Source organism: Neolewinella agarilytica, assembly GCF_900110645.1.
In the GTDB taxonomy this organism is placed as follows: domain Bacteria; phylum Bacteroidota; class Bacteroidia; order Chitinophagales; family Saprospiraceae; genus Neolewinella; species Neolewinella agarilytica.
On sequence record NZ_FOFB01000002.1, the window covers coordinates 73,754 to 89,654 of the forward strand.

A 15,901-nucleotide genomic window follows, 5' to 3' on the forward strand; every position below is an offset into this window, starting at 1 on the left:
AAAATAAAATATTGAATAAGGAATGTATTTTTAAAAAGGGAGGACAATTTTTTTAATTTTGTTTAACTTAATAATTAATAGGGCGTACGAGGATACTCAGTTATTGTGTTTTTTTTTAAAAAAAAACTGCTAAAAATATAGTACAGCAAGTTAATACTAATATAAAGTAAGTTGTTTTTCCATAGTCAATGATGTTTGTCATGTTGAGTAATATCATTGATCCACTTACTAGTAAAATTGCTGCAAGGATAAAGCGCATGAATATATTCATAGATGTTTTTTATTAAAAAATTGGTGGTGTATCAGAAGTGATGGTAGCCATTTATAGGCTGCCAGTGTTTACTTGGCTCTTAAAGGTAATCACCTTTACTTATGATACACCGCCAAAAAAATGATTAGATCAATTGAACAGTATCAATCGAAACAATCAAGTTAGCATTACTGTTTTGTGATTTGACGCTTATCAAGCGCTCTATAGCTTAGGTTGATAAGCGATAGGCTGTCCATCCGGCACAAGCGATAGAGCCAATCACTAATGCCGCGCCCAATGGGTTAGGCACTGCAGTGGCGGCAGTGAAAAGTAATACAGCTCCGGCCCCCGCGTCGGCAACGGCAACCACGCCGCATGCCCCATCTGTGAAGGATGCCCAAGACCACCCGCCATTGATGTTAGTTAATTGATTTAAACAAAGAGGTTTCATTCTTGTTTTTTTAGGTTTTAAAATGGTTTTGCTTTACAATTATATGCTATCCAAAAGTAATAGCTGTAGAACAGGTTGCAACATTCATTCCTGTTGCTACCAATACTGCTGCTGCTCCAAGTGGAGAGAAAGTGACAGATGCTGCGACAAAAAATCCGAGCACCACTGCTGCACAAGCTGCGCCACCGACTTGATCGGTGGTCCACCAGCCGCCATGGGTATTGGCGAGCTGTTTGTCAGATAATAACTTCATACAAAGGTTTTTTTAAAGAAAGTGAAAATATGGTGAATAAAGCTCCTGTGTTTCAGGGCACTTTAACGTCCGAAATGAGTCGAACGGTTTTTTTATCCAAAACTCACCTGCAAATACATCAGCCCCACCCACCAGAGCAGCGTCCCGCAGCCATAACTGATTAGCGCCATGCGCCGGGTGGGTTTATCGGAGAGATGCTTCATGCCGGCGAGTAGGCCGAGCAAAAGCAGCAAGTGAAATATATTCAGGGAAGCGAGCGGTACGTGTAGCCACATAGCGATGTTATCCCGCCCGAAGAGGGCGAGCATGGAATACCAGTCACTGGTGAGGAGGTCATCTAGTACTTGTATGTCCTGAAAGAGTAAGACCAGGGACGGTAGCAGGCGAATAACGGCAATCAATGCAATTACTTTTAACACCATGCCGAATATTCGCTTGAAACTCACCTTGGCGTAGGAAAATATTACACCGGTTACCAAACACAGGCTAATGACCAGGGTTTGCAGGAATACCACGACGGGAACAAAGGCATATCCCAGCCACGACCATTCCCGTTGCTCCGCCAGCATTTTTTCGATGCGTTCGTAAGCGAGCCGTTCGCCCAGGGTATTGTAATATACGTCGTCGGTCAAAACGAATTCCTGGACGAGGTAAACGTTGAGGCAACCCGCTACAACGGCTAATAAAAACATTAGCCAGCCGGAAACCGAGAAGATTTCCGTGAGGGTATTGGATTTGATTGATTTATGGGCGGAAATTGTCCGCATGTTAATAGTAGGTTGTGGATTGATGTAATAGTCACATAGTTGCCCTTAGTACGGGGGGCTTAATGCAAATATATGGCGGGGGGGGTATGTGCAAATTATTATTTGTTTTTTATTTGATTTAATTGGGGGTATGCTTTTAATTGTTAATAAGTCACCTAATATTGGTTGTTTGCGCTCTTTCTACCTCTCCCCAACCCCTCTCCGGTAGGTCTAGCCTCCGGCTAGACGGAGAGGGGCTATAGAAAACGCTTCGCGTTTTGGGTACTGGAGGGTTTTGTTGACGGGTATTGCGTCAAGTTGTTGCGGTAAAGAGTAGTGTTTTTCTCTGCTTCTTTAACCCTCCCCTGCACCTGCGCTCCGCCGCCCACTTGTGCGTGTGCATAACAAATTGCAGGTCGTTAAGATTTTACCGTCGGAGACGTCTCCCCTCTCCTCCGGAGAGGGGCCGGGGGAGAGGTTTTACGGCGCTGCCGATTTAGGTCCTGCTTCAAACCTGCCATCTGTATACCCACCCACCTCCGCAACTATCCCCTCTCCCGCCCGGTTATTACCTTTGCACTTTCTAATGCCTATGGTCAAAATAGCCGATATCGAACTGGGAGAATTCCCCCTGCTGCTCGCTCCGATGGAAGACGTCAGCGATCCACCTTTCCGCGCCCTGTGCAAGGAACAAGGCTGTGATATTATGTACACTGAGTTCATCAGCGTTGAAGGCCTGATCCGGGACGCGACGAAGAGCGTCGAGAAACTCGACATCTTCGACTACGAGCGGCCCATCGGCATCCAGATCTTCGGTGCCAACATCGAAAGTATGGTCAAGGCCGCCGACATCGTCGAAGCCGCCCAGCCCGAACTGCTGGACATCAACTTCGGCTGCCCCGTCAAGAAAGTAACCTGTAAGGGCGCCGGTGCCGGCATTCTGCAGGACATCCCCAAGATGGTAGAGCTGACCAAGGCCATCGTTGACCGGACGAACCTGCCCGTCACCGTCAAAACCCGCCTCGGCTGGGACAATAAGACCCAGTACATCGAGGAAGTCGCCGAACGGCTGCAGGACGTTGGCATTAAGGCCCTCTCCATCCACGGCCGCACCCGCCAACAGATGTATAAGGGCGAAGCCGACTGGACGCTGATCGGTGCCATCAAGGACAATCCGCGTATCAGCATCCCGATCTTCGGCAACGGCGACATCGACTCTCCACAGAAAGCCGAAGCCTACCGCAACCGCTACGGCGTGGATGGCATCATGATCGGCCGGGCCGCCATCGGTAACCCCTGGATATTCCGGGAAATCAAGCACTACTTCGCCACCGGCGAAACCCTGCCGCCGCCCAACATCGACGAGCGCGTCGATGCCGCCCGCGACCACCTCCGTCGTAGCCTCGATTGGAAAGGCCCCAAACTCGGTGTCCTCGAAATGCGCCGCCATTACACCAACTACTTCCGCGGAATGCCCGGCGTGAAGGAATACCGCAAGACCCTCGTCTCCGAATACGAAGCGGAAACGCTCTTCGCCACGCTGGAGGAAATGCGGGAGGTGTATGCGGGGGTAACGGCACAATGACGGACGGTCCGTTAGCGAAGGTGAAAACGAACAAAGGACCGGTGGGATACGATTTATTGGTATAACCAAACCAATAACCAACTATGGCAATCCTGCAAAAGACTCACTATGCCAGCCTAACTGACGCTATCGAAGAATTGCGGAAAGAAGGCTATGAGCATGACTTTAACCAGCACGGCGAATACCTGGAGTGTAAGAAGCTGGAAAAGAAATTTAATCCGGAAAACTTCACCATCGTTCAAACGCACCGGTTTGAGGGTATGAGTAGTACAGGGGACAACTCCGTACTCTATGCTATCGAGGCTGACGACGGCACGAAGGGCATGCTGGTGGATGCGTATGGTGTCTATGCTGACTCCCTTAGTCCGGAAATGATCGAGAAGTTCCGGGTGCAGTATAAGTAGACGGGGCGGCTTGCTAGTCATTTGGTATTTGTTCTTTCGGGCTACCGCATTTGTGGGGGCAAGGCACTGCAGGTGGGCGATGCAGAAATTTATGCACTTGCCTTCAACGCCTTCAACGTGCGGCAGCCTACCAGACTATCAGACTACCGAACTATCTTCGCGGCATGTTACTATCCGTTGTCATCTCCGTTTACAATGAGCGGGAAAATATCCGCCCACTCATCGATCGCATCAATGCCGCTTTGCCGGGTATGGATTACGAGATAGTTTACGTTGATGATGGTAGCACAGACGGGACGGTTAAGGAGCTTAAGTCAATTGATGACCCAAGACTTGTTGTCGTTGAGTTTCGGAAAAACTACGGGCAAAGCTTAGCTCTGATGGCAGGTATTGACGTTGCCCGTGGCGAATTTATCGCTACCATGGACGGTGACTTACAGAATGACCCGCTGGATATTCCTGAGATGTTGGCCAAAGTCCGCGATGGAGACGAATGGGACCTGGTGGTAGGAGAAAGGGTAAACCGCAAAGACGGCGCTCTGCTCCGGAAAATCCCCAGCCGGATCGCTAACTGGATCATCAGAAACCTTAGTGGTGTTCACTTGCGCGATTATGGCTGTGCCCTGAAAGTGTTCCGGGCGGAGATTGCCAAAGACATGGGCATCTACGGGGAGCTGCACCGCTTCATTTCCGTACTGGCCAGTTTAGAAGGTGCGCGGATTACGCAAATCCCGGTCCGGCACCACGCCCGGCAGTTTGGGGTTAGTAAATACGGCCTGGGGAGAACGTTTAAGGTCGTCAGTGACCTGATGCTGATGCTCTTCTTCAAGAAGTATATGCAGAAGCCAATGCACCTTTTTGCCCAGTCAGGGCTGTTTCTTTTTGCTGTCGGTGCGCTGATCAATGTCTACTTGCTGGTGCTGAAGATTATGGGCAATGACGTTTGGGGCAGACCGCTTTTGATTCTGGGCTTACTACTCGTCTTAGCGGGCATACAGTTGATCACCGTAGGAATCATTGTGGAAGTATTGATGCGAACCTACTACGAGAGCCAGGATAAACGTCCTTACCGGATCCGCACGATAAAGAGAGGGAAGGGAGTGGTTGTGTAGCCTAAGGGTTCTTCGACTCCGACTGAGGGGCATTCGCCGCCGCCTTCCTCCCCGCCATCATATAAGCATACCGTAAAAAGACACCGTAGGCCAGAACCATACTGATGATGAGCCCTTCCTTCTCGTCGCGGAAGCCTCCCTGCAGGATGTAGTGTTTGAAGAAGCGGTAAACGGGTTTCACGAGTAGGTGATACAAGCCGACTCGGGGCGTTTTTGCAGCATGATCCTTAGCGGACCAACGCGCGTAGCGGCGCGTTTTGTCCAGAAAATGATCCAGATCCTTAAAGGTGTAGTGTAGCATCCTGCCCTTCAGCCAGCCTACGCTGATGCCTTGGGTTATGATCTCTTCGTGCACCTGATTATCATTGTATCGGGCGCGGTCGCGGTGAAAAAAGCGGACGACTTTGTCTCCGGCCCAGCCGGAGTGGTAAATACGACGGCCCATGAAGTGGTTGTCTCGCCCGATCCAGTAAGCATCGTGAGGAATCAGATCAGCGGCCAGCAGAGCGTTAATCTCTGCTCGGAGTTCCGGCGTAACGATCTCGTCCGCGTCCAGCAAAAGTATCCACTCGTGCCGGGCCCGCTCAATGGCCCAGTTCTTTTGGTCCGAAGGGCCGACGTACTTCCGCTGGCGCAAAATGACATCCTCCCGGGCTTCTAATAACTCAGCCGTGCCATCGGTGCTGAAGCTATCCACAACTACCAGATCATCCGACCACCCGGCGACGGAGGCCAGCGAACGCTCGATGATGTCGAGCTCGTTGAAGGTGGTGTAGATGATGCTCAGTTGGCGCATGGCTGGTACTAACAAGCCAGCAGCTCCTCCCGCACATTACCGTAAGCAATGAAGAAAGGATTCAGCAGGTTCTCTTTGTTGTAGCGGAGTTCTTTTCCGGTACCATCATCCACCATTTTACCGCCGGCTTCCAACAGGATGGCGTGAGCAGCGCCCGTGTCCCATTCCATAGTCGGGGCGAGGCGGGGGTAAAGGTGAGCCGATCCGGTAGCCAGTTCAATGATTTTGAGAGAGCTGCCGCGACTAACGATCTCGGGCTGGTCGAGCTTGTCCATGAAGGCCTGAGTGCCTTCGTTGAGGTGACTCCGGCTGGCCACTACGCGCAGATTGGTGTCCTGCATGGTGAAGGAAGCTGCAGCAATACGCTCGGGCTCTCCGTCGCTTACTTTCCAGGCGCCTTCGCCTTTGGCGGAGTAGTAGAGCTCACCGGTGGCGGGTACATAAACGGCTCCCAGGATGGGCTTTCCGGCTTCCACGAGCGCGATATTAACGGTGAACTCACCGTTGCGTTTGATAAATTCTTTGGTGCCGTCAAGCGGGTCAACGAGCCAGAATTGCTTGTATTGGCTACGGACCTCATAAGCAACACCTTTACCTTCCTCCGAAATGATGGGCGCCTGGAATTCCAGGGCTTCCAGCCCCGCAACGATAACGTCATTGCCCGCCTTGTCAGCTTTGGTCAATGGGCTGTCGTCAGATTTCATCTCCACGCCGAAATCTTCGGTTTCGTAGATTTCCATAATGGCCGCGCCAGCGAGGCGGGTAATTTCGCCTACTTCGGCGGCAAGTTTCAGGTAGTCTGTCATGGCCGCAAAGATAATCTTATCGTGGGATTGAAGAAGTTTTTCGGCCGCGGACGCAGGATGCAGGCTTAAGAACAAAAAGCAATGGAAGAGACAGGAACCAAATGCTCCTGTAGCCCTGGCCTGTGCCTCCACTACCGGCAGGCCCGGAGGCCTGCGTCCGCAGGGCTGATTCCTTACTCAATCCCATACTCCTCTAACAAAAAACGGAAAGCCCGCTCCAGCACCAGGTCGTTACCCGCATCAATGTCCGCTGCGGAGTTACGGATCTCGATGTCCGGTACGTGGCCTACTCCGTCCAGGCTCGTCCCGTCCGGTAACAGAAACTTCATAATCGAATACTGATACTGCATGCCGTTGGGCAAGAACCGCCGCATCCCCGTATCAGAAAAATCTCCGGAGGTAGCCGTGCCGATCTGGGTAACCTGGGGCAGAGCGTTCAGGTAGATAAGCATCACCTCGGCGGCGCTAACGGTGATGTTGTCCGTCAGAACGATAACGGGCTTATCGTATTGGACGGTGCCTTGCGGCCGGAGGTAGTATTCCGTTTTTCCCGCAAAATCATCGTGCTCCGGGCCATTTCTTTCCTGAACGGTGTAGATGAGTTCTGTCCGGTCAGCGAAACGGCCGGCCAGGGCGGCACCCACGCCATCGTCTCCTCCGGAATTATTCCGCAGGTCAATGATCAGGGCGTCATTTTGCCCCAGGTCAGTAAGCAATTTGTCTCCGAAGGAAAGGTCTTCCATCTCGATGCCGGCGAGGTAGAGATAGCCGACGTTGCGGCCCCGTAACTGGCCGTATACATAACCTTCCTCGCTGGAAGAATCGATGACCTCCAGGTGCTGGTCAAGAATGAGCGGAAGGCTGAATTCGGCTTCGGTACGCTCATCATCTTCGGAGTTGCCGCTGAAAAAGTCGCGCCCCGGCCAGTAAACGAAAGTATGAGAGTCGTCAAGGTATTCCACCATCTGGCGGTAGACCTCAAAGAGCTCCTCGTCCGTCGTCTGAGCGGTAACCTGTGGCCGGAACTCGGCATAGATGCTGTCCCAGTCCCAGCCGCGAACGGTGAACAGCCCGTAATGACGGTCAAAGTCCTTCCAGAAAATTTCGAAGTTGTTTTCGGGGTCATTGGCTTCGTCTTCGCCGAGAATAAGGCGTTGGCAGCCGGTGAAGAACAGGAGCAAAAGAAACAGAGAAGGGAGAAGGAGGCGGTTCATGGGGCTTAGAATTTCAGGGTGGAAGAAAGGGAGAAGGTGTTGTCCAGGAGACGAACGGGGTCTATTCGCTTGCTTGCGAAGTAGGAGAAGTCATAGCGGGCGGAGGTTGACCAGCGCTGCCCGAAGTCATAGGTCCAGGCGGCGCTGGCGCGCAGGGCCGCAAAGGCACCGAAGGAGACCCAATCTCCACGGGTAACTACCTTGGGGATGTTCTCGGCATTGTCAACGATGAACTTGTCCCAGCCCGTGTAGGGCGGGCGGGAGAGGAGACCGAAGACGGGCAGCGAGACTTCCGTACTTAAGCGGTGTCGATCGCCCGTTTTCCAGTCGGTGGCCAGGGCGGCTTCCAGGGCGTGTAACCCGTAGAAGGTGACAGCTTCGGCACCATCATAGAGGGCGAGATCAACGGTGGAGCGGTACTTCACGCCCAGCCAGCTCCGTCGGTCGTCCGTTACCTGACCGACCTTACGGAGATAACCGACGCTTAGGTCAATTTGATAGCGTTCCGGCCTGGGGTGGCGATCGTAGTCGGTCGGGTGCTTCAGGGTGCCGAGACCTAGGGCAAGGCCGCCGGTCCAGCGGTGGCCGCTGGCCGTTATCCGGCCATAGCTCAGGCCGAATCTGGTGCCGCTGCTTTTGTAGTTGAGAGGGCTGTAGTTTCGGTCCCGGAAGTAACCATTGTTAAGACCGATGGTAAGGGTTAATTGGTTTTGGTATTGCGGCGTGGCGTCCGCCATGCCCTGGGCGCTCACCGTCGTGATGGATAAAAGGCCGAGGGCGAGGAAAAAATATTTCAGTTTCATAAGATGCTTGAGAGCTTGGTGATACATTGCTCCACAAACATCCTCCGGCACCTGCGTCCGCGCAAAAAAATGGTGGGTTCACCTGTCCGGAATCCTCAGAACGTAAGTAATCAGGACGTTTTTACCTCTTTTCGGAACATCCCCGGCGTTGTCCCCGTCGCCTTTTTGAAGCAGGTGTAGAAAGCACTACGGGATTTGAAACCGGCCTCCAGCCCAATGGCTTCGAGCGAGTAGGGATTAAACTCCGGCGAAGAAAGGAGTCGCTTAGCCTCCTCAATCCGGTAGCTGTTGATGTAGTCCGCAAAGGGCTGGCCAACCTGGGTGGACATAACCTGTGACAAGTACCCTTCGCTGATCCCCAACTGCTCCGCCACCACCTGCCGGCCCAGATCCGGATTGCGATACAACTGCTCTTCCTCCATCAGCTGCCGTAATGCCGGGGAGTAATCATTCCCAACCGAAACATTCGCGGGTGTGGCGGGCTCCAACAGTTGATCTCGCAAGGCACCGATCTCCGCGCGTTCATCCACGATCCGAAGTTGGTACACCCCCACGTAGGCGATGTACCAGAAGAGCAGCGACAGCGCCAGCCACAACATGGAATAGGGGTCTTCCACTGCTGTCCGGTATTGAATGTAGTCGGAAAGGAACCAGACAGACATAACCAATAGAAGCGCGATGCTGAATCGGGTGAGCCACCGGCGTTTGTCCGCCGCGGCGTTCCGGTCATTGCGGGCAATGCGGAAGATCCAGCCAAAGAAAAAGATGTTCCACCACAGCGCCATTGAGTCCAATAGCGAATCGTAGAACTGATAAGCAGGGTGTTGTTGCGGGAAAGGGAGTGTGTAAACGCCAAAAGAGAAATCCAGGTCGAAAATAATATCGGCTACCAGCACGACCAAAAAAGGAGCGTATAACCAGGGAAGCCAGGGCGCGCGCAGGTAAGGATGCTGTAGCAGGCGCAGGGCGTACTGAAACAAGAGCACGGGGATGAGGAATTCCCACATCAGTGACCAGAAGTAATCCGGCCAGAAATGATCGAACTCCTGCCAGCCGAGAAAAGTCATACCACTCACAAGCAGGATGAAACCCGCCAGGTAATTGTTCGTACTACTCCGGAAGAAGGGCGCGCACAGGATCGCCAGCCCGATGAAAAGCCCCTGTACAACGCTGGCGAGAATAAAAAAACCGGAGAGGCTGAGCGTCATAGTGGCAAAGGTAGCGGGTGGTGTTCAATCGTTAAGGACGATAGCCTCCGCTGCGCGTTGCGTTGGTCTGTTAATTTTTCAGTTTGGTCGTTTTTCGCTGAGAGAGGGCCTTAGATCTCCCTCTCTCACTAACCCTAAAGCATACTTCCGAGTACCGCCTGAGCGGCCCACGTCCGGTTATTCGCCTGCTGTAAGACGAGCGAGTTCGGGCTATCGATCACGGCATCACTGACCACCATGTTGCGTCGTACGGGCAGGCAGTGCATAAAGAAAGCATCGTTGGTAAGGGCCATTTTTTGCTCGTCGATGATCCAGTCGGGGAGATCCGCAGTGGCGCCGTAGTCGTCGTAGGCTGACCAGTTTTTGGCGTAGATGAAGTCGGCCCCGGCGAAAGCTTCAGCCTGGTTGTGGCTAACGATACTTTTGGGCGCGAACGCGGGTGCCAGGTCAAAACCCTCCGGGTTAGCAATGGTGAGGTCCACCTCTCCCCAGGCCTGCATCCATTCGGCGAAGCTGTTGGCGACGCACTGCGGCAGGCGCCGCGGATGCGGCGCCCAGGTGAGCACGACCTTAGGGCGGGCGGTCCGCCGGTGCTCACTGATCGTCAGGCAATCCGTCAGGCTCTGCAGCGGGTGGCGGGTGGCGGACTCCATGCTGACGACGGGAACGGAGGCATACTTCACGAAGGCCTTCATGATACGATCGGCATAATCCGCCTCCTTATCCGTCAGGGTAGGGAAGGAGCGAACGCAGAGCACGTCGCAATACTGGCTCAGTACGCCGGCGGCCTCGCGCACGTGCTCGGCGGTGTTCGCGTTCATGATGGTGCCGTCTTCAAACTCGATGCCCCAGCCGCCGCTGGCGTCGTAGGTGATCACGTCTGCTCCGAGTTGGCGGGCGGCTTTCTCGGTGCTCATCCTCGTCCGCAGGCTCGAGTTGAAAAAGAGGTTAATGACCATCTTGTGCTGCCCCAGATGGCTGCTGGCGAAGGGAGCTGCTTTGTGAGCAGCTGCTTTAGCGATGAGGGCGTTGATGTCGGGTACGTCGGAGACGGAGAGGAATTGTTTCATGGTAATTGGGGTAGCCGCACGGCTCAGGTGCGGTAGTGCATGCTTAGACACGCTCTTAGCCTTGAAAATAGTTTACGGTGGGAAAGATATCATAAAACGGGTGCAGTAGCCGAGACCATTCCCGGTACTCCGGGCTTGTCCGAAAGCCCTTCGTATGATGCGCTTTGGTTTCCCATTCGATGAGAAGTAAAAACTGCCCCGGATGGTCAAGTGATGGTAGCAGGCGACAGGATTTACAGCCGGGCTGACATTGCACCTGCGGGCGCGCCTGCTCGAATGCCTGCTGGTAATCCGACGTCCGCTCCGGAGCGACGGTGATGTGGACCTGTTCCAGTACCATCAGGCGAGTGCTTTTTTGAAAGCCGCGATCAGATCATCACACTGCGCCCGCGTTACGTTCAGCGGTGGAAGTAGCCGGATGGTATTCGGGTCTTTGCTGGAACCGGTAAATACGCCGTGCTCAAAGAGTAGCTTTTTGCGGAGTGGAGCGATGGGCTCCGTCATTTGCAGCCCAATCATCAGGCCGTAGCCCCGTATTTCCGTGAAGAGGCCCGTTTTACCGAGTTCTTCCATGAGGTAAGCACCCTGAACGGTGGCGTTCTCCAGCAGGCCCTCGTCTTTGATTACGTCGAGGACCGCAATGCCCGCTGCGCAGGCCAGGTGGTTGCCACCGAAGGTAGTGCCCAGCATGCCGGCCTTGCCCTCAAATTTGGGATGAATCAATACGCCGCCAATCGGGAAGCCATTACCCATTCCCTTGGCCATCGCGATGATGTCCGGCTCTACCCCGGAATGCTGGAAGGCGAAGAATTTTCCGGTACGGCCGTAGCCGGATTGTACTTCGTCCAGGATAAGTAAGGCACCGTGTTTGTGGCAGAGCGCCGGCAGCGCCTCCAGGAATTCAGGCTCCGGCACGTAAATGCCGTGTACACCCTGAACGCCTTCAATGATGAGCGCCGCAACGTCGCCTTTGGCCAGCTCCCGCTCCACGGCCGCTAGGTCGTTCATGGGCAGAAAGGTGACGGGGAAGTTCTTGTTGATGGGGGCCTTGATCTTCTCGTTGTCGGTCACGTTGACGGCGGCGGAGGTCCGGCCATGGAAAGCACCGTCAAAGGCCAGGATCCGGTTGCGGTCCGTATGGAAACTGGCCAGCTTCAGGGCATTTTCCGTGGCTTCCGCTCCGCTGGAGACGAGGAACAGCTGGTAGTCGTCCATGCCGGATAACTCCCCCAACTTATCGGCCAGTTCCTGTTGTAAGGGGTTCTTTACGCTGTTGCTGTAGAAGCCCAGACTAGCGACCTGCTCCTGTACCTTCCGGACGTAATGAGGGTGCGCATGGCCGATGGACATCACGGCGTGCCCGCCATAAAAATCCAGGATCTGACGGCCGTTTTCATCGTAAACGTAGGCACCTTCGCCGCGAACGGGCTCGGTGTCGTAGAGGGAATAGACGTTGAAAAGGTTCATTTTTTAGTCTTTTGGTCTGTTAGTCTTTTGGTTTTTTGGGGCTGCCGCACTGCGATAGTTTTGTAGTTCTGTGGCCTAGTAGACTACCGCGTATTGTAGGCGTCAATGTGTAATGGCTTCCACCACTTATCACGCATTTGCCGTGCGGTAGCCCAAAAGACTAACGAACCAAAAAACAACATACTAAAACATCCCCGCCTTCAGCCGCAGCCCCGCCATTTCTTCCAGCCCCAGCGCCAGGTTCATATTCTGGACGGCCTGCCCGGAGGCACCCTTCAGGAGATTGTCGATCATCGAGATGACCAATGCTTTGTCGCCGTGCTTTTCCACGAAGACGAGCCCTTTGTTGGTATTGACAACCTGCTTAAGATTGGGGTTAACGTCCGTGACGTGGGTGAAAGCTGCTTCCGCGTAGAAGTCGTTAAAGACTTTCTTCAGCTCGGCTTCGGAAGCATCGGTTTGCACGTAAGTGGTCACGAAGATGCCCCGGGCGAAGGGCCCGCGCAGCGGTAAAAAGTTGAGCCCGTCAGCGTTGGGGCGCCCCAGCAGCTGGACCGTCCGCCCGATTTCGTTCAGGTGCTGGTGGCCGAAGGCTTTGTAGACGGATACGTTGGCGTTGCGCCAGCTGAAGTGAGTCGTCGGCATTGGTTTTTGGCCGGCGCCGGTGGAGCCGGTCATGCCGTTGATGTGGACTTCACCGTTGGCCAGGCCTGCCTGTACGAGCGGTAGCAGACCGAGCTGGATGGCGGTGGCGAAGCAACCGGGGTTAGCGATGCGCTTCGATCCGCGGGCAGCTTCCCGGTTGATCTCCGGCAGGCCGTAGACCCAGCTGTCGTCCATGCGGTAATCCGTACTCAGGTCAATGATGACCGTTTTGTCAGAGACGGGGGTAGACTCGACCCAGCCTTTGGAGCGGCCATGGCCCATGCAGAGGAAGATGGCGTCCAGGTCTTTCAATGCACCTGCGTCCGCGGCCGAAAAACGCAGCTCCGTTTCCCCCACCAAATCCGTATGGACTTCATGGATGGCCTTGCCAGCCTGGCTGTCGCTCTGTACGTAAGTAATTTCCACTTCGGGGTGGTTGATGAGGATTCGCAGCAGTTCTCCTGCCGTATAACCACCGCCGCCGATGATGCCTGTTTTCTTTTTCATGTTCAATTGAATGAGTGATGGAATGTGAGAATGATTGAAGCTTAGAATGGCTGAATCCATGTTGCAGCCATTCACTTATTCCTCCATTCACTCATTCACTGCATTCCGAATCCGCCCCGGCACGCTCAGGATCTTCGTGAATCCCTTCACGTCATCCCCGCTCCAGCCTTTGTTCATTTCGCCGTAAGCACCGAACCCGGCCCCCAGCAAATCATTGGGCGAAGTAATGCCATTGAGCTCAAAGCGGTGCGGGTGCAGGGTGATGTGAACGCTGCCATTAACGGTGCCCTGACTGCTTTCGAGGAAGGCCTCTACGTCCCGCATGACGGGATCCAGAAACTGCCCTTCGTGGAGCATCATGCCATACCAGTTGCTGAGTTGTTCTTTCCAGAAAAGCTGCCATTTGCCCAAGGTGTGCTTTTCGAGCAGGTGGTGCGCTTTCAGAATGAGTACGGCTGCGGCTGCGGCGAAGCCGACCCGGCCTTTGATACCGATGATGGTGTCGCCTACGTGGATGTCTCGTCCAACGCCAAAGGGCGCCGCCAGTTCTTCCAGTGCTTTGATGGCGGCAACGGGGGAGTCGAAGGTTTGTCCGTCGAAGCCCGTGAACTGCCCTTCCTTGAAGTTCAGATCAATCGTCCGGGCTTCGGTTTCCGTTACGGGCACGGGCCAGGCGTCTTCCGGCAGAGACTGGTGGCTGGTCAGTGTTTCCGCGCCGCCAACGGAAGTGCCCCACAGGCCGGCGTTGATGCTGTAGGTTCCTTTCTTCTCTGGCCAGATCAGGCCGTGCTTAGCGAGATAGTCGACTTCCTCCTGCCGGCTGAGCTGGAGGTCGCGGATGGGGGTAATGATCTCCAGTTCCTTACCACTTAACTCGAAGGCCAGGTCGAACCGGACCTGATCGTTACCGGCCCCGGTACTTCCGTGGGCAACACCATCGGCGTCGATCTCCACTGCGTAGCGCGCGGTGCTCATGGCCTGAAACATCCGTTCTGCGCTCACACTCATGGGGTAGGTTTGGTAGCGCAGGCAGTTGCCGTACACTAGGTAGCGCAGACATTCCTGATAGTAAGCTTCCGTCACGTCCACCCGTTTGTAAGTGGTGGCGCCCAGGCTGAGCGCACGGGCTTCCATTTCTACGATCTCTTCGTCGGAGAAGCCGCCGGTGTCTACCGTCAGGGCATGGATTTCGTAACCCTTCTCTTCAGTCAGGTACTTTACGCAGAAGCTGGTGTCGAGTCCGCCGCTGTAGGCGAGTACTATTTTTTTCATTTTGGGGTGGTTTTTCATCCCCGGATTTCGTCACGGTGCGACTACATCCGGGCTTAAAGCGGTGAGATCCTTTCGGGATCGTGTATGGTGTAAAACGCTTATCATTTTTTTAGCCCCTCTCCTTCGGACCTTGTAGCGGACTCGAAGAGTCCTGTGGAGAAGCTGCGAAGCAAAAGAGGGTGGGGAGAGGTTTCCTGCTGGGGAGGAGGTTACCCCATTTTCTTTTCAATCTTCTCCCGCTTCTTTTCCAGTTTAGCGAGTTTCTTTTCTTTAGCTTCCTTCGCACTCAGGGCCATCATGGCGGTGCAGAGGCACATTTTGCGGTCGTTTCGCATCAGGATATCGTGGTTGGGGCAGGTTTTGCACCCGGCCCAGAAGGCATCATCCTGGGTGAGTTCGGAGAAAGTAACGGGTTTGTAGCCCAGGTCGCTGTTGATCTTCATCACAGGCAGGCTGGTGGTGATACCGAAAATTCTCGCGTTCGGATATTTTTTCCGGGACAGCTCGAAGACGGCTTTTTTGATCTTACGCGCGAGTCCCAGACGCCGGAATTTCGGGTTGACAATGAGACCCGAGTTGGCCACATAATTGCCGTGGCTCCAGGTTTCAATGTAACTGAAGCCGCCAATTTCACCGTCTACCAGGGCGATGATCGCCTTGCCGGTCAGCATTTTTTCCTCTACGTAAGCGGGCTCTCGCTTGGCAATGCCGGTTCCGCGGGCTTTAGCAGATTCCTCAATGAGGTCACAAATAGGTTGCGCGTAGACGGTATGCTCGGGCTGAGCCACCAGGATATCGATATGCATAATAAGGGAGGAAAGAGAAAAGGGAAAAGGAAGAAGCCACAAATGAAAATGCGGCAAGGTTGCTAACGGTACTGCCCGGTCAGCATGGAATTGCTGCGGGCGCTTCCGGGCCAGTGGCGGGAAGCTTATTTGGTCCTCCGGACCCGTCGCCTATCTCGGCGGACTATGTTCGTTAACTGCGTAAGCATGGGGCAAAGTTAGGCCGCTTTTTGGTTTTTCCCTTGCTTCCGGGCCTTTTTTTGGCGCGGACGCAGGTGCAGGGGGAGGTTTTAGGAGCCGTAAATAAAGGGTGTAGGTTGCAGGTTGCAAGTTGCAGGTTGCGGGTTGCGAGGTGCCGGGAGGGCCAAATAGTTTAAATTTTGACATTATGCATTTTGTAATGGCCTGACTAACTATTTTTTTCCGGCACCCGGCACCCGGCACCCGGCACCCGGCACCCGGCACCCGGCCAAAAAAATGCCGCTCCCCTCCAGGCTGGAGAAGAGCGGCATAGTGTTCGCATAGAG

General features: G+C 54.1%; 16 protein-coding genes. 3 read left to right on the forward strand and 13 right to left on the reverse strand.

Features of this window, described 5'->3' with window-relative positions; genetic code table 11:
• Positions 1 to 747 precede the first annotated feature (747 nt).
• Positions 748 to 954, reverse strand: a complete 207-nt coding sequence (locus tag BM123_RS23825) for a hypothetical protein (protein WP_139211732.1) — start codon at positions 952 to 954, stop codon at positions 748 to 750.
• A gap of 92 nt (positions 955 to 1,046) precedes the next feature.
• Complete coding sequence (locus BM123_RS02570) at positions 1,047 to 1,721, reverse strand: hypothetical protein (protein WP_090165256.1); 675 nt, start codon at positions 1,719 to 1,721, stop codon at positions 1,047 to 1,049.
• Between the two features lie 571 nt (positions 1,722 to 2,292).
• On the opposite strand from BM123_RS02570, the gene dusB reads away from it, so the two are divergent.
• From dusB to BM123_RS02585, 3 genes are all read left to right on the forward strand, one after another.
• Positions 2,293 to 3,285 carry a tRNA dihydrouridine synthase DusB gene (dusB, locus tag BM123_RS02575; RefSeq protein WP_090165431.1) on the forward strand — a complete coding sequence of 331 codons (993 nt, stop codon included), beginning with the start codon at positions 2,293 to 2,295 and terminating at the stop codon, positions 3,283 to 3,285.
• A gap of 83 nt (positions 3,286 to 3,368) precedes the next feature.
• Positions 3,369 to 3,689 carry a phosphoribosylpyrophosphate synthetase gene (locus tag BM123_RS02580; protein WP_090165257.1) on the forward strand — a complete coding sequence of 107 codons (321 nt, stop codon included), beginning with the start codon at positions 3,369 to 3,371 and terminating at the stop codon, positions 3,687 to 3,689.
• Between the two features lie 164 nt (positions 3,690 to 3,853).
• Positions 3,854 to 4,801, forward strand: a complete 948-nt coding sequence (locus tag BM123_RS02585; RefSeq protein ID WP_090165258.1) for a glycosyltransferase family 2 protein — start codon at positions 3,854 to 3,856, stop codon at positions 4,799 to 4,801.
• Position 4,802: 1 nt separating this feature from the next.
• Here the strand turns inward: BM123_RS02585 and BM123_RS02590 are convergent, their stop codons facing one another.
• The 11 genes from BM123_RS02590 to BM123_RS02640 all read right to left on the reverse strand — a co-directional run bounded on the left by BM123_RS02590 (position 4,803) and on the right by BM123_RS02640 (position 15,395).
• Entirely contained in the window at positions 4,803 to 5,597 is a 795-nt protein-coding gene (locus BM123_RS02590) for a glycosyltransferase family 2 protein (protein ID WP_090165432.1), read from the reverse strand.
• An 8-nt stretch (positions 5,598 to 5,605) separates the two neighbouring features.
• A complete protein-coding gene (cysQ, locus tag BM123_RS02595) occupies positions 5,606 to 6,403 on the reverse strand; it encodes a 3'(2'),5'-bisphosphate nucleotidase CysQ (protein WP_090165259.1) in 798 nt (265 codons plus the stop codon).
• Between the two features lie 173 nt (positions 6,404 to 6,576).
• Complete coding sequence (locus BM123_RS02600; RefSeq protein ID WP_090165260.1) at positions 6,577 to 7,617, reverse strand: S41 family peptidase; 1,041 nt, start codon at positions 7,615 to 7,617, stop codon at positions 6,577 to 6,579.
• 5 nt (positions 7,618 to 7,622) lie between these two features.
• Complete coding sequence (locus BM123_RS02605; protein ID WP_090165261.1) at positions 7,623 to 8,420, reverse strand: hypothetical protein; 798 nt, start codon at positions 8,418 to 8,420, stop codon at positions 7,623 to 7,625.
• 110 nt (positions 8,421 to 8,530) lie between these two features.
• Positions 8,531 to 9,628 (reverse strand): helix-turn-helix domain-containing protein, encoded by a 1,098-nt coding sequence (locus tag BM123_RS02610; RefSeq protein ID WP_090165262.1) that lies wholly within the window; start codon positions 9,626 to 9,628, stop codon positions 8,531 to 8,533.
• A gap of 134 nt (positions 9,629 to 9,762) precedes the next feature.
• Entirely contained in the window at positions 9,763 to 10,698 is a 936-nt protein-coding gene (locus tag BM123_RS02615; RefSeq protein WP_090165263.1) for an N-acetylornithine carbamoyltransferase, read from the reverse strand.
• Positions 10,699 to 10,753: 55 nt separating this feature from the next.
• Complete coding sequence (locus tag BM123_RS02620; protein ID WP_090165264.1) at positions 10,754 to 11,038, reverse strand: antibiotic biosynthesis monooxygenase family protein; 285 nt, start codon at positions 11,036 to 11,038, stop codon at positions 10,754 to 10,756.
• Positions 11,038 to 12,165: an aspartate aminotransferase family protein gene (locus BM123_RS02625; RefSeq protein ID WP_090165265.1), complete on the reverse strand. Its 1,128-nt coding sequence runs from the start codon at positions 12,163 to 12,165 to the stop codon at positions 11,038 to 11,040. The genes BM123_RS02620 and BM123_RS02625 overlap by 1 nt, the downstream gene beginning before the upstream one ends.
• A 183-nt stretch (positions 12,166 to 12,348) precedes the next feature.
• Positions 12,349 to 13,317 carry an N-acetyl-gamma-glutamyl-phosphate reductase gene (gene argC / locus BM123_RS02630; RefSeq protein WP_090165433.1) on the reverse strand — a complete coding sequence of 323 codons (969 nt, stop codon included), beginning with the start codon at positions 13,315 to 13,317 and terminating at the stop codon, positions 12,349 to 12,351.
• 87 nt (positions 13,318 to 13,404) lie between these two features.
• Positions 13,405 to 14,589, reverse strand: a complete 1,185-nt coding sequence (locus BM123_RS02635) for an argininosuccinate synthase (protein WP_090165434.1) — start codon at positions 14,587 to 14,589, stop codon at positions 13,405 to 13,407.
• 209 nt (positions 14,590 to 14,798) lie between these two features.
• On the reverse strand, positions 14,799 to 15,395 hold the full coding sequence (locus tag BM123_RS02640; RefSeq protein WP_090165266.1) for a GNAT family N-acetyltransferase: 597 nt from the start codon (positions 15,393 to 15,395) through the stop codon (positions 14,799 to 14,801).
• Between the last annotated feature and the right edge of the window lie 506 nt (positions 15,396 to 15,901).